This is a genomic window from Hymenobacter daeguensis (genome assembly GCF_054780555.1).
In genome coordinates this window covers 70,002-83,822 of sequence record NZ_BAAGWC010000010.1, presented here as the reverse complement: position 1 = coordinate 83,822, position 13,821 = coordinate 70,002, and the positions used below count along the sequence as shown (strand labels likewise).

Sequence of the window (13,821 nt, the reverse complement as noted above, 5' to 3'; positions counted from 1 at the left end):
CTGTTTTATCTGCGGGCGTCGGCTGGTCGTCGTCCGCACCTCAACTGTTTCGTCGCCCATGCCGGAAAACGCCCTCCTCAACTCTTACCCGGAACTGGCCAATGTGTGGGACGAAATGTTTCGGGCCGAAGGCACCCGCCCCGAGTACCGCCACTTCGTGACGGCCATCGAAAACCTGGCCGGCACCGAAATGACGCGCAAGGCCGAGCTGGCCAAAAAGCTCTTCCTGAGCCAGGGCGTGACCTTCACGGTGTACAGCAGCGGCGAGGGCATCGAGAAGATTTTTCCGTTCGACATCATCCCGCGCATCATCAACCACGCCGAGTGGGTGCGCATCGAGGCCGGCATCAAGCAGCGGCTGAAGGCGCTGAACATCTTCCTGAAGGACATTTACCACCAGCAGTTTATTCTGAAAGACGGCATCATGCCGGCGCCGCTGGTGTACTCGTGCCCGCAGTTTTTGCGCGAGATGGTGAACGTGGACGTGCCGCACGACATCTACACGCACATCGCGGGCGTCGACCTCATTCGCGACCACGACGGCGAGCTGTACGTGCTCGAAGACAACCTGCGCACGCCCTCCGGCGTGTCGTACATGCTCGAAAACCGCAGCATCACCTACCGCATTTTCCCCGACCTGCTGCCCAAAAGCAACGTGCTGCCGGTGAAGGACTACCCCGATTTGCTGTTCCGCAACCTGCTGGCGTTGGGCAGCCGGCAGGCCAGCGAGGCCACGGTGGTGCTGCTCTCGCCGGGCATCTACAACTCGGCCTATTTCGAGCACAGCGCCCTGGCCCGCCTCATGGGCATCCGGCTGGTCGAAAGCCGCGACCTCATCGTGCACAACCACTTTGTGTACATGAAAACCACGCGCGGCCTGGAGCGCGTCGACGTCATCTACCGCCGCGTCGACGACGAGTACATCGACCCGCTGGTGTTCCGGCCCGATAGCGCGCTGGGCGTGTCGGGCCTCTACTGGGCCTACCGCAAAGGCAACGTGGCCATTGTGAATGCCATGGGCAACGGCGTGGCCGACGACAAAGCCGTGTATTGCTACGTGCCCGACATGATTCGCTACTACCTCAACGAGGAGCCGATTCTGAAAAACGTGCCCACCCACCGCCTCGACGACCCCGACAAGCGTCAGCACGTGTTCGACAACATGGAGCGCATGGTGATTAAGAAAACCAACGAGTCGGGCGGCTACGGCATGCTCATCGGCAACGCTGCCACCGAGGAGCAGATGGCCGATTTCCGCACCGCCATCAGCCAGGACCCGCGCAGCTTCATCGCCCAGCCCATCATCAACCTCTCCTCCGCGCCCTGCTACATCGACGGCGTGCTCCAGCCGCGCCGCATCGACCTGCGCCCCTTCGCCCTCTACGGCCCCTCGGGCATCGACATCGTGCCCGGCGGCCTCACCCGCGTGGCCCTGCGCGAAGGCTCGCTGGTGGTGAACTCCTCCCAAGGCGGCGGCAGCAAGGATACCTGGGTGCTGGGACCGGGAAATTAATGAAGAATGAAGAATGAGGAATGAAGAATTCCCATTCGACAATTCTTCATTCCTCATTCTTCATTCTTCATTAAGTACATGCTTAGTCGCGTTGCCGATACAATTTACTGGCTGGCCCGCTACCTGGAGCGCAGCCAGGCCATGCTCCAGGTGCTGCGCATCAACTACATCGCCTCGCAGGACGAGCAGGCGTTTGAGGGCTGGAAGCCGCTGCTGTACACCTACGGCGACCTCACCGAGGAAGAAACCACCGCCACCGCCGCCGATACGGCCCAGGTGCTGCACCACCTGATTTTTGACCGCGAAAATGCCGTTTCGGTGTACAACAACATTGTGCAGAGCCGCGAAAACGCCCGCGCCGTGCAGGACCACATCACCAAGGAAGTGTGGCTGGGCCTGAACGACTACTACCACGCCATCCGGCAGGACGAGGTGGCCCGGCAGGTGCAGGTCGAAGACCCGGTTTCGGGCATTGATTTTCTGCTGAAACACGGCCTGCTCATTGCCGGCACCGTGCAGCACACCATGCCCCGCGACGAAGGCTACGTGTTCCTCAGCATGGGCAAGTACCTGGAGCGCGCCCTGCAAACGGCCGACATCATGCGCCTGAAGCGCGAGGCGTTTTCCCCGGCCACCGAGGCGCACCAGTCGGCGGCCGGCCTGCGCTACCTGCTGTACGCGCTGTTTGGCTACGAGCTGTGTACCAAGACGTACAAGGGCGTCATCACACCGGAAAACGTGCTCGAAATGCTGGTGTACGACGAGGACTTCCCGCACTCGCTGGCCTACAGCCTGGGCCAGCTGCAGCGCTACTGCGAGCGCCTGCGCGACCGCAGCCTGCCCGAGAGCTACGACCACCTGCATTTCCTCATCGGCAAGGCCCGGAACACCGCCACCTACAGCACCCTCAAAGCCGACGATGCCCCGGCGCTGGCACGGTTTCTACAACAAACGCGAGGCGAGCTGTTCGACATTGCGGCGGCGCTCAACACGTATTATTTCGGCAATAGCTGAGTTTTTTAGTGGTTAATGATTAATGGTTAGCGGTTAATGAGTGCCGCCATTTCTCCTGCACTACCAGGCAAAATCAATTAACCGTTGACCACTAACCGTTAATCATTAGAAAAATGCCTTCCTATAAAATCAAGCACCTCACGCGCTACGCCTACGCGGCCCCGGTCATCGACTGCGCCAACCAGCTCATGATTTACCCGCTGGAAGACGACCGGCTGGAAGTCAAAAGCCAGGTGGTGAATATTTCGGCCAACCCCGAAATCGCGTTTTTTACCGATTATTTCGGCAATCAGGTGGGCGTGTTCACGGTCATCAAGCCGCATTCGGAGCTGGTAATTGAATCGAACCTGGACGTGGTGACCACGCCCATTCAGTTTCCGATGGACGAAGAGCCCGCCGAGCAGCAGTGGCAGCACCTGGCCGATATCCGCTCCGACGTGGCCTTTATGGATTTTCTGGACCCGCACACCTCGCCGCTGCACGAAGAAATCCGGACCGCGCTGCAAGACGTGGTGAACGGCCGCGACAAGCCCTTGAAAAACGCGCTGGTCCTCTCCGAATACGTGAATGCCAACCTGGCCTACGAGCAGGGCGTGACCAGCGTGGAAACGCCCACCGAGGAAATCTGGAAGCTGAAAGCCGGCGTTTGCCAGGATTTTGCGCACCTGCTGCTGTTCATGCTGCGCCTGTATGGCATTCCGGCGCGCTACGTGAGCGGCTACGTGTGCCCCAAGGAGGAAGGAGTGCGCGGGGCCGGCGCCACCCACGCCTGGGTGGAGGCCTACATCCCGTTCTACGGCTGGCTGGGCCTCGACCCCACCAACAACACCATCGTGAGCGACGGGCACGTTCGCATGGCCATCGGCCGCAATTTCACCGACTGCACGCCCATCAAAGGCACCTACAAAGGCACCGGCGCCCACACCCTTACCGTGATGGTAAACATCGAAAACGGCAAGCCGAAGAAAGCCGAATCCGGCTATGAGGCACCGGTTTACGTGCGCGAGGCACAGGAACCGGTAGCCCCGGTAAACTCCTACCGTAAGTACGTAACCTGGGCTCAGCAGCAACAGCAACAGCAGTGACCTGACACGGGGGACCTCACCCCCGGCCCCTCTCCCGCGGAGAGGGGAGCCTGACGACTTTGCAGACGGTGGCGCCACCGTGGCTCCCCTCTCCGCAGGAGAGGGGCCGGGGGTGAGGTTCCGTCGCTCCCGCCGTAAGTTTGGGCTTTCCGAAATTATGCCCATGACTTTCTCCTACGCCCAGCTTTTCACCTTCACCGAAGCCGTTTTCCGCAGCATCGGCTGCCCTGAGGCCGATGCCACCCTCGCCACCGAAACCCTGCTTTCCGCCGATTTGCGCGGGGTGGACTCACACGGCGTGGCCCGCCTGGTGGGCTACGTGCGGCTGTGGGAGGCCGGCCGCATCAACGCCACGCCCCGCGTGGGCATCACCTATGAAACGCCCAGCACCGCCGTGGTGGACGGCGACGGCGGCCTTGGCCTCGTGGTGGGCCCCAGGGCCATGCGCGTGGCCATCGAAAAGGCGCAGCAGGTGGGCACCGGCTGGGTATCGGTGAAGAACTCCAACCACTTCGGCATTGCCGGCTACCACGCCATGCTGCCGCTAGCGCACGACATGATTGGCGTGGCCATGACCAACGCCTCGCCGCTGGTGGCCCCCACCTACTCGCTGGATAGACTGCTCGGCACCAACCCCATTGCCGTGGCCGTGCCCGCCGGCGAGCAGCCCGATTTCGTGCTCGATATGGCCACCACCACCGCCGCCAACGGCAAGCTCGAAATTGCCCAGCGCAAGGGCACGCCCCTGCCCGAAGGCTGGGCCCAGACCGCCGACGGCCAACCCAGCACCGATGCCAACGCGGTGAGAAACGGCGGCGCGCTGCTGCCGCTGGGCGGAGCCACCGGCTCGCACAAGGGCTACGGCCTGGGCGCGGTGGTTGATATTTTCTCGGCCGTGCTTTCTGGGGCGAATTATGGGCCGTGGGTGCCGCCATTCGTGGCCTTCCTGCAACCCTCGGCCAACCCGGTGGGCCAGGGCCTCGGCCACTTTTTCGGGGCCATGCGCGTGGATGCGTTCCGGCCGGCCGACGAGTTCAAAGCCCACATGGACAACTGGATTTCGACTTTCCGCAACGCCCAGGCCGTGGAGGGCAAAAAAGTCCTCATCCCCGGCGACCCGGAGCGCGAGATAGCCGCTCACCGCCTGCTGGAAGGCATTCCGCTGCTGGAGGCGGTGGTGCAGGACCTGGAAGGCGTGGGCGCGAAATTTGGGGTAAAGCTGTAGCTAAGCTAGTTCAGGTTTGCCAGGGCCGTCTGCAGCTCCAGGATATTGACTGGTCGATATTCCAGAGCCGGTGGGGTAGGCCGGGCCACGAGCGTGGTGGGCTGTATGGCCAGATACGCCTGCCCCTGCTGCCAGCGCACGGCCACAATCGTGGCTTCTATGCCAGTGGGGACCTTGCCAAAAACCATTCGTGCCGTGCCGGTCACGGGGACGCCATTCATTATCGTCCGGCTGTCACGGAATACCAGCATCGCATGGTTGCAGAAGGCCCCCGCATTCAACTCGTACGTGAACAGCGGCTGCGGGTACCTCAAGAACCGGTCGCAGTTTATCCAGCCCAGCCCGGAGCTGCTCAGCTCATAAAACAAGTCGGCTTCGGTGGGCATGGCGGCATTGGTGAGCGGCAGCTGCCCTCCGTGCCGGAGGATGCTGTCGTTCTGGGCCTTTGCCGCATTGACCCGCGCCTGGTACGAAGCCTGCCTTTCGAGGCCCGCGCGCAGGTCCTGCTTCGCACGGGTGGCGGGCACGTCCCAGGACGGCGGCGTGACCAGTATTTTTCCGGATAGCGTCATCATCGTTCTCACCACGCCCACGGCCGGCTCCTTGCGTTTGAGCTGCTGGTACTGCAGCCCGTAATTGGTTCTGGAGGAGCGCGCCAGCTGGGCAGGCCGCCAGCCCTGCCACGTCTGCATCTGGGCCAGAATGGGGGCCGCCAGCTCTGCATCGTAGCCGGTGCGCAGCTTCACGTTGGTAGTGGCCCCGGTGGTATCGACGGTGAATTCGACTTCGGCTAAGCGACGGATTTTTTCCAGCTTACCCGCTTGCTCGTGGCCAGCAAAATAATTGTAGGCGCTCACGGCGGCCCGCTCCTGTGCCGACAGCCTTCGCGCCCGGCGCAGCCTGGAAACGGCGGTGGCTGAATAGGTCGAAGCCTTGAGCAGCTCCCGGACCTGCCGGTGCTCGCTGGTCAGATACTCCGGCCATTCGTCTCGCAACGTCTTATGATGCACGCGCTTCTTGTGCCGCCCGCGCCGCAGGTCGAAGGTATTCAGGTCGAAGCTGAATGTGCGGGTGGCCGAGCTATCGAGGTGCCAGTCGATATGGGCATCCGTTGCATCGCCCTGAAACAGCTGCATCCCGGGCTTCATCTGCCTGGTGGGCATTCGCAACGTCACCTGCGCCCCAGGGCGCAGCGTCACCGGCTGGCCGGTTTCGCTGGCAGCCGTCAGGTTCAGCATGCCGCCGGTTTCGAGCAGCTCACTGCCGGCCGTGGTGCCCAGCCCGGCCAGGATGATATCGGGGGTCGAATAAAACTCCCGCAGCTGCACATGCACCGGCCCACTCGCCAGCGGCACATTCCAGGCATCGGCGGGCACAAACAGTTGGGTTCCCTGCCGGCCAACCAGGAGCGTGTCGCGCCCGGGCCGCACCACAAATTCCTGCGTAGCGGGCAGCCCCGAGGCAAGGAAAGCATTCAGCCCATCGGGCGGAGCAGCAGCTTCGGCAGCGGCGGCGTCAACATCCGGCGCCGCCGCATCGGCCAGCGTAGTGGGTGGCGTCATTGCCGGCTTCACCGTGCGGGCGTTCCGCTTGGGTCGATAAATGGCTGGCGTACTCGTACTACCGCTTGCGGCGCGTTGCCTGCTGCCCGGCCCGGGAAGTGCCGGACGTGGCTGGAGTGCTGTTCCAGTCCCGGCGTTTTCCGGGCCGGATGCCGTGCCAAACCCCGTTGAGGCCGGCGGGTCAGGCAGCGAGTCGGCCACCGCGGGCGGAGGGGCCAGCGGGCGGTTATCGGCGTTGGTTTCGGCCGAATGGTCGGTCGAGCACGCGGCCAGCTGCAGCATAAGCAGGCCCGAAAAAACCCAGATGTAGCGGTGTTTCATAACGCAGCAACGCGGCCGAACTGCCCTTTATTGAGCAGCCCGGCCGCGCCGTGCTAATTTATTCTAAATCCGTGAGCTACGAGTGCTGGCTGACGTTTACCGCCGGCACCAGCGCGGCAATGGCCACGTCCTGGTTCAGGTAGCGCGACGAGTACCCCGCGTCCGACTTGTTCAGGAACAGGCAGGTGCCGCCATTCACCGCATCAATAATCTGCGAATACTGGTCCATCGGCAATGCCGGGCAGCCGAGGCTGCGGCCCAGGCGGCCGTTTTGCCTGATGAAATCCTCGCTCACGTAGTCGGCGCCGTGCATCACCACCGAGCGCGCTTCCGCGTTGGTATTGAAGCCTTCGTCCAGGCCCTGCAGCTTAAGCGAGTGGCCGTGCTTGCCCTCGTACTCGCTGCCCGTGGCATAGAAACCGAGGCTGCTCATGTTGCTCTGGTCGGTGTTGGAGAAGTTGGTGGCTTCGTTCTCGCCCGAGTTGTGGCCGTGGGCCACGAGGGTGTGGAACAGGATTTCATTCTTGGCCAAATCGAGCACCCAGAGGCGTTTATCGGTACTGGGCAGGTCAAAATCTACCACCGTCAGCAACTGCTTGTCTTCGGCCAGCTTGCCGGCCTGGCGCAGGTTGAGGTAGCCGGTCATGGCTTTGGCGAAGGTTTCGAAGCGCAGGCCTTCCTGCTCCGCGCCGAGGGCAGCGTAGGTGCTGCGCAGGGTTTGGTCGAACCGGGCCTGGGGCGAAAAGTCGAGCTTGGGCATCCGCACCTCATTGTGCGTGCCGCCAGCCATCGACCTGGTGACCGTGCCGGCCATGGGCGTGGCCAGAAACAAAGAAGCCAAGAAGGGCAACACCCGGCGGGCCAACCGCTGGCGACGCAGGGACTTTCGTTTGCGCTGAACTATGCTGGTCTGGTGCATGATTTCGAAGGATTTATTAGCGAGGGCTAAAAAACCAGCTGCTTCACAGCCGCTGGTTCAGAACCTTATACGAGAACTCCGCCTCAGAGGGCAACAGAATAAACAGGTATCGACGCTAAATAATTCCAGACCGCTATGCTCGGCCCCGCTCCTACCGCCAGCCGCGCTGCACGAAGCGCCGCCCGGCGGCCGGCCCATCGAACCAGCGCGACTTAACGCCGGGCCCGCTCAGCAACATCATGCTGCCCACCCGCATGGTGGCAATGATGTCCTTGAACTGCTCGGGTGGCAGCGCCGGACAGCCCCGGCTGTAGCCCAGGTGGCCGTGTTGCTGAATGTATTTCGGGCTGGCATAATCGGCGGCGTGCAGCACCACGTAGCGGTCAAACGCATTCGCATTCTGGCCTTTATCCAAACCTTCAATGCGGCGCGAGTAGCCGTGAATGCCGTCGTAGGTGCCGGCCGTGCGGTAGAATCCCAGCGAGGTGCAGGCCGACTTTTCCTCGTTGGAAAACCGGGTGGCGCGCAGGTGGCCCGAGCCCTCGCCGTGGGCTACGTAGCTGCGGTGCAGCACTTTCGCTTCCTTCAGGTCGATGACCCAGAGGCGCTCGGTGGTGTTGGGCAGGTCCATGTCGGCCACGGCCAGCAGGCCGGCCCGCTCGATGCGGCCCGTGGGGTGCAGCGTGAGGTAGCCCACGCAGGCCTGCTCCAGCACTGCGGGGCGCAGTTCGGCAGCGGCGGGGCCGAGGGCGGCGTGCAGCTGCCGAACGGCCTGGCGCAGGGTATCGGGCACGCCGGGCACATCGGCCACGGGCGTGAGGCGCAGGGAATCGGGAATGGGCGTGGCGGCGGCCCGCTTTTCGGCAGGCGTGTCCGGCGCAGCTGCGTTGGCGGCAGTTTCGAGAAAAGCCGCTTTGGGAGCGGCCGGCTCGCTGGCCCGAAGCTGGCAGCCAGCCAGCAGCGAAGCAGCCGCGACGAGGTTCAGCGCCTGTTGCTTTTTCACGGCCCACTTGGGCCACCCGCCCGGTACTGTCAGCTTAACCATGCCCTGAAAGTACGACAGCGGCCGAATTTGCCTTGATTTTTAGCCTGCGTGGCAAAACACACCTGCACGGGCTACGCCGGCCAGCGTGGCGGTCATTTCCGCAAACAGCTGACAGATGAGCAACCCGTAACAATAAATATTCGCAAAGCACAATTATCTAAATAGTGCAATCGAATGCACAAATAAGATTATGGCTTATTCAGGCTTTGTGAAGGCTGCATGCTACTTTGGTGGCCCAAATCATCAGAAAATTTGCTTTTGCAGGCAATTGCTCTTGTGTATCTGGACTACACACTTTCTTCACAAAACCCAATTCCCACACATGATGCACTTTTCTCCTCATTTTCCGTTCCGCAAACGATTCCGGTTTACGCTGGCGCTGGCCATGGCGCTGCTGGGAGCCGGCAATCAGTCGGCCCAGGCCCAAAAAGTGGTCATGCAGGGCTTCTGGTGGGATTTCTGGAACAACAACTACCCCAACGGCTGGGCTAACTACCTCGCCGACCTGGCCCCGCGCCTCAAGACCATGGGCGTGGACGCCATCTGGATTCCGCCGACCATCAAAAACGCCAACCAGGGCAACGGCTACTCCCCCTTCGACAACTACGACCTGGGCGATAAGTGGCAAAAAGGCTTCGTGGCCACCCGCATGGGCACCAAGGACGAGCTGCTGCGCGCCGTGGCCGTGCTGCACGCCAACGGCATCGAAGTCATTCAGGACGTGGTGCTGAACCACAACGACGGGGCCGGCTCCTCGACCGGCGCGGGCGGGCAGGACCCCAACGCCTGGGAAGACTACACGACCAGCAAATACAAGAACTTCCGCTACGTGAGCTACGGCAAGCCCGTGACCGACGAAAGCGCCGCCGACTACCTCTCGCGCAGCGGCCGCTTTTCGAAAAACTGGCAGAACTTCAACCCCAACCCCGGCAACAACTCGACGTCCGGTGACTGGAACGCGCCTTATTTCGGGCCCGACATCAGCTACTACACCGGCTCCTACGGCCAAAGCTCCAACGCCACCTACAACCCCACGCAGGCCAGCGACTACATGCGTACCGGCAACCGCAACTGGCTGATTTGGTACAAGAAACAGGTTGGCTTCGATGGTGTGCGCCTCGATGCGGTGAAGCACTTTCCGGACTTCGCGGCCGAAGATTTCCTGTATAACCTGCAGAGCAACGCCGGCTGGGCCAGCGGCGGGGCCACCATGTACGCCGTGGGCGAATGGGTGGGCTCGTCGGGCCAGATGGACGGCTGGGTGAGCAACGTGAACAACCGCTCGGGCACGTTCGACTTTAACCTGCGCAATGGCCTGTATAATATTGTGAGCCAGGGCGGCAGCTTCGACATCGGCACGCTGCCCGGCTACCAGCAGAATGCGCGGGTGTTCAACATCAACGGCACCTACGTGCACCGCACGGTGCCCTTCGTGAACAACCACGACACGATGCGGCCCCAGACCGACGCCAACGGCAACTACACCGGCTGGAACACCGGCTCGGAGCTGGCCCCGCACATCGACCCGTTCGACCCGCGCCTCTCGGCCGTGTATGCGGCGGCTTTGGCCATGGATGGCTCGCCGATGCTGTTTTTTGAGGACGTGTTCAACGTGGGCAACACCAGCAAGCGCTACGTGCACAGCCCCAAAAGCACCACCGACCTGCCCACCCGCGACGACCTCGTGAACCTGGTGTGGTGCCACCAGAACCTGCATTTCAAGGACGGGGCCTACAAGGTGCGCTGGCAGGCCGCCGACCACCTCGTGATTGAGCGCAGCACGAAGGCCATCATCGGCATCAACGACAACTACAGTACCTGGCAGAACAACACAGTGAGCTGCGATTTCCCGGCCGGCACCGTGCTGAAGGACTATTCCGGCGCCAACGGCACGGCCACCGTCACGGTAAGCGCCTCGCAGACCGTGGCCATCAACACGCCGCCCTGCAACGGCACGGCGGCCGGCGGCCGGCGCGGCTACTCGGTGTGGGCCCCCGTGAATGCCGTGACCGGCTACACCCGCCCGGCCCTGGCCACCACCCAGGAATGGGAGCTGGCCAACGACCTCGGCGACTCCGACAGCCGCAGCCTGATGCAGGGCGGCGCGCTGCCCGCCGGCTCTACGGCCTACCGCACGGCCGGCCGCATCTACGTGGCTGCTAATAAAACCGTGACCTATTCGCTCTTCCCCACCGATGCCACGCGCAGCCTGACGGTGGCCGTGCTCAACAGCGCCGGCACCGTGGTGAGCAGCCAGACCGGTACCGGCAACCTGAGCGGCACCTACACCGTGCCCTCGGAAGGCTGGTACACGCTGAAAGCCAAAAACGCCAGCACTGCCAACCCCGCGCAGGGCGCGTTTGTGAAGGTGACCTACACCGCCCCCACCGTGGTAACCGGCGCCATGACCGGCCGCCGCACCGCCCTGGCCGCAATGGATGAGGCACCGGCCGCCGAAATCTCGGTGTACCCCAACCCCACCGCTGCCGACCGCATCGACGTCGTCATTCAGGCCAACCGCGAGCAGGCCGCTACCGTGCAGCTGCACGACCTGATGGGCCGCCTGGTGCACACCGAAACCGTGCGCCTCTACAACGGCTCGAACGAGCTGCGCCTGGGCGTGAAGAAGGCCCTGGCGGCTGGCATCTACCAGCTGAGTGTGCCGGAGTTCCATGTCAGCCAGAAGGTGGCGGTGCAGTAAACACCTCCGCCCGTAACAAAAAAAGCCTCTCTGGAAAACCAGAGAGGCTTTTTTTGTGATAAATCACTGCAAGTAGCTCAAAAGAAAATACTGGCGTTCAGCTTGGCATAAAACGGTGTGCCGGGTGTGAAATGCAGCTCATCCACACCCTCTGGGCTTTCGCGCACGGGGCTGAGCAGGCGGGTTTGGGTGGCAAACTGGGCCTGATTCCACTGCACGTTGAGCAGGTTTTCGGCAGTGGCCCCGATTTGGAAGCGGGAGGTGGTGTAGCTGAGCACGGCATCGAAGAGGAAGTAGCCGCGGGCCGTGATGCTGCCGTCGTCGTTGGCCGGGCGCGAGTCGATGTGGCGGTAGCGGAGGCTGCCGCTCAGGCCCTTCGGCGCTTTGTAGGTGAGGCCGCCGATGCTGGTGAACGTGGGCGCGAGCGGAATGTAGTTGGCCTCGGCGGGCGCGTCAAGCTGGCGGCCGTGGTTGTAGTTGAAGTCACCATCGAGAAACAGGCGGCGGCTGAGCTGGTAGCGCAGCGCCAAATCGACGCCGTAGCGCTCGGTGGGGCCGGTGCTTTCGGTCACGCCCTCGTCGCCCACGTACACCAGCTCGTCCTGCAGGTGCAGGCTCCAGAGGGCGGCATTCACCACCAGGCTGGGCAGGGGCTTAAAGGTGCTGCCCACCTCCGAGCCGATGGCACGGGGCAGCACGTTGGCGTTGGCATCACGAATCACGCCCCGCGCATCGTTGGAATGAAAGCCGAAGCCGGAGCGCACAAACAGCTGCACGGCGGGCGTGAGCTGGTAGTAGAGGTTGAGCTTGGGCGACACGCGGGCGTGGCTCACGCGGCCCCGCAGCGGCTCCAGCGCGCCGCCGTTGTCATCGTTGGCCAGCTGGCCCCGGAAGTCGAAAGTGAAGAAATCGGCCCGCACGGCGGCGTTCACCGTGAGGCGGTCGGTGAGGTTCAGGGTCTCGTCGAGGTAGGCGTTGATGTTGCGCTCATACAAGCGGCCCTCGGTGGTGGTGCCCAGGATGCGGCGCTGCACGGCCGTGTACAGGCCCAGGTTGGAGAAGTCGTTGCGGGTGCCCACGCCGATGGTGGAGTGCAGCTGGTGGGCGCCAAGCTGGTCGTCGCGGTCGTAGGTGGCGGTGTAGCCGAAGAGGTGCCGGTCGTCGGTCTGCTCAATTTCGTCGCCGTTGATGGAGTCGCGCAGGAAGAAGGTGAAGTTCGAAAACAGGCTGAAATCGTACTTCGAGTAGTAGGCTTGCTGGCGCAGCACGGCATCGTGCGGCAGCGCGGTGGTGAGGACGATGCTGGCGTTGGTGCGACTGGTATTGCCGCCCTCGCTGGGGTCGATGCTGCCGTAGCGCGAGATGCTGCCAGCTTCCACGGCGCGCTCAGGAATCTGCCCGCTGGCATCCCAGCGCGAAGCGAAGTGCGAGCCCAGCAGCGTGAGCGAGGTGCGCTCGCAGAGCTGGCCGGTGTATTTGGCCAGGCCATTGAAGCGCCTGAAATGCTGCGGCGCGTCGAAATACGAGTTGGTGAAGTTGTATTCGGCGGCCACGTAGGCGCTTTCGGGGCGCTTGCTGAGCAGGTGGTGGTTTTCCAGCAGGTCCAGCATGACCAGGGCGCGGCGAGTATCGAACTGGCCCAGCTCCAGCTTCACCTGGCTGTGCTCCAGGTGGTTTTTGGTGGTGAACTCGCCCGCGCCGGCCGTGGCAAAATCGCCGAACCTGGCCGTGTAGGGCCCTTTGTACACCTTCAGCTGGTCTACCGTCTCGGGTATCACGAAGTGAAAATCGGCGTAGCCCTGGCCGTGGGCGTGGCTCACCATGTTCACGGGCAGCCCGTCGATGCTCACCGCGAAATCCGTTCCGTGGTCGCAGTCGAAGCCGCGCAGGAAAATCTGCTCGGCCTTGCCGCCGCCCGCGTGCTGGGCAATAAACAGGCCCGGCACCAGCCGCAGCAGGTCCTGGGCCGAGTTGAGGGGCCGCAGCACCTGGTCGATGTGCGAGATGGCGGCCAGGCTCTGGTTGGGGTCGCGGGGCTGGCTCACGGTTACTTCCGCGAGGTTCAGGGTGGTGGCGGCAGTGGTCAGCTTCAGGCGGCGGGTTTCGCCGGCGGCCAGGGTCACGGGCACGGTTTGGGCGCGGTAGCCGAGGGCGCCTACCCGCAGCTGGTACGTGCCGGGCGCAATGCCGCCGAGGTGGAACTGGCCCAGCGCGTCGGTGGCGGTGCCGCCGGGCTGGCCTTGCAGGCCCACGCTCACGCCCGCCACCGGCTGGCCCGAAAGCGAGTCGGCCACGGTGCCGCGCAGCGTGGCGGTGCCCTGCGCCGACGCTGTGGACGTCAGCAGGCACATACCAATCAGCCTGGCCAATACAATCGTAAAGAGTTGTTTCATCTGATGGAAAGCAAAAAGGGGAAGCTCCGCCGCAGCGCAGCTT

9 protein-coding genes and 1 pseudogene are annotated in these 13,821 nt (G+C 63.2%); 6 read left to right on the top strand and 4 right to left on the bottom strand.

Annotated elements, in window-relative coordinates; all coding sequences use genetic code 11:
• Positions 1-58: 58 nt before the first annotated feature.
• The 4 genes from ACYVHT_RS12920 (at position 59) to ACYVHT_RS12905 (ending at position 4,837) form a co-directional block, all read left to right on the top strand.
• On the top strand, positions 59-1,513 hold the full coding sequence (locus tag ACYVHT_RS12920; RefSeq protein WP_460552167.1) for a circularly permuted type 2 ATP-grasp protein: 1,455 nt from the start codon (positions 59-61) through the stop codon (positions 1,511-1,513).
• Between the two features lie 78 nt (positions 1,514-1,591).
• On the top strand, positions 1,592-2,527 hold the full coding sequence (locus tag ACYVHT_RS12915; RefSeq protein WP_460552164.1) for an alpha-E domain-containing protein: 936 nt from the start codon (positions 1,592-1,594) through the stop codon (positions 2,525-2,527).
• Positions 2,528-2,640: 113 nt separating this feature from the next.
• Complete coding sequence (locus ACYVHT_RS12910; protein WP_460552161.1) at positions 2,641-3,612, top strand: transglutaminase family protein; 972 nt, start codon at positions 2,641-2,643, stop codon at positions 3,610-3,612.
• A gap of 163 nt (positions 3,613-3,775) precedes the next feature.
• Positions 3,776-4,837, top strand: a complete 1,062-nt coding sequence (locus ACYVHT_RS12905) for an Ldh family oxidoreductase (protein WP_460552158.1) — start codon at positions 3,776-3,778, stop codon at positions 4,835-4,837.
• A 5-nt stretch (positions 4,838-4,842) separates the two neighbouring features.
• Here ACYVHT_RS12905 and ACYVHT_RS12900 read toward each other — a convergent pair whose 3' ends face one another.
• From ACYVHT_RS12900 to ACYVHT_RS12890, 3 genes are all read right to left on the bottom strand, one after another.
• Entirely contained in the window at positions 4,843-6,399 is a 1,557-nt protein-coding gene (locus tag ACYVHT_RS12900) for a hypothetical protein (protein WP_460552155.1), read from the bottom strand.
• Positions 6,400-6,796: 397 nt separating this feature from the next.
• Complete coding sequence (locus tag ACYVHT_RS12895; protein ID WP_460552152.1) at positions 6,797-7,561, bottom strand: murein L,D-transpeptidase catalytic domain family protein; 765 nt, start codon at positions 7,559-7,561, stop codon at positions 6,797-6,799.
• A 229-nt stretch (positions 7,562-7,790) separates the two neighbouring features.
• Positions 7,791-8,684 carry a murein L,D-transpeptidase catalytic domain family protein gene (locus ACYVHT_RS12890; protein WP_460552149.1) on the bottom strand — a complete coding sequence of 298 codons (894 nt, stop codon included), beginning with the start codon at positions 8,682-8,684 and terminating at the stop codon, positions 7,791-7,793.
• A 190-nt stretch (positions 8,685-8,874) separates the two neighbouring features.
• Here ACYVHT_RS12890 and ACYVHT_RS12885 point away from each other — a divergent pair.
• A pseudogene (locus ACYVHT_RS12885) lies at positions 8,875-10,155 on the top strand (alpha-amylase family glycosyl hydrolase); the annotation flags it as partial.
• A complete protein-coding gene (locus ACYVHT_RS12880; RefSeq protein WP_460552379.1) occupies positions 10,135-11,385 on the top strand; it encodes an alpha-amylase domain-containing protein in 1,251 nt (416 codons plus the stop codon). The pseudogene ACYVHT_RS12885 and the gene ACYVHT_RS12880, both read left to right, overlap by 21 nt.
• A gap of 77 nt (positions 11,386-11,462) precedes the next feature.
• Here the strand turns inward: ACYVHT_RS12880 and ACYVHT_RS12875 are convergent, their stop codons facing one another.
• Positions 11,463-13,778: a TonB-dependent receptor gene (locus ACYVHT_RS12875; protein ID WP_460552147.1), complete on the bottom strand. Its 2,316-nt coding sequence runs from the start codon at positions 13,776-13,778 to the stop codon at positions 11,463-11,465.
• Positions 13,779-13,821: the final 43 nt, after the last annotated feature.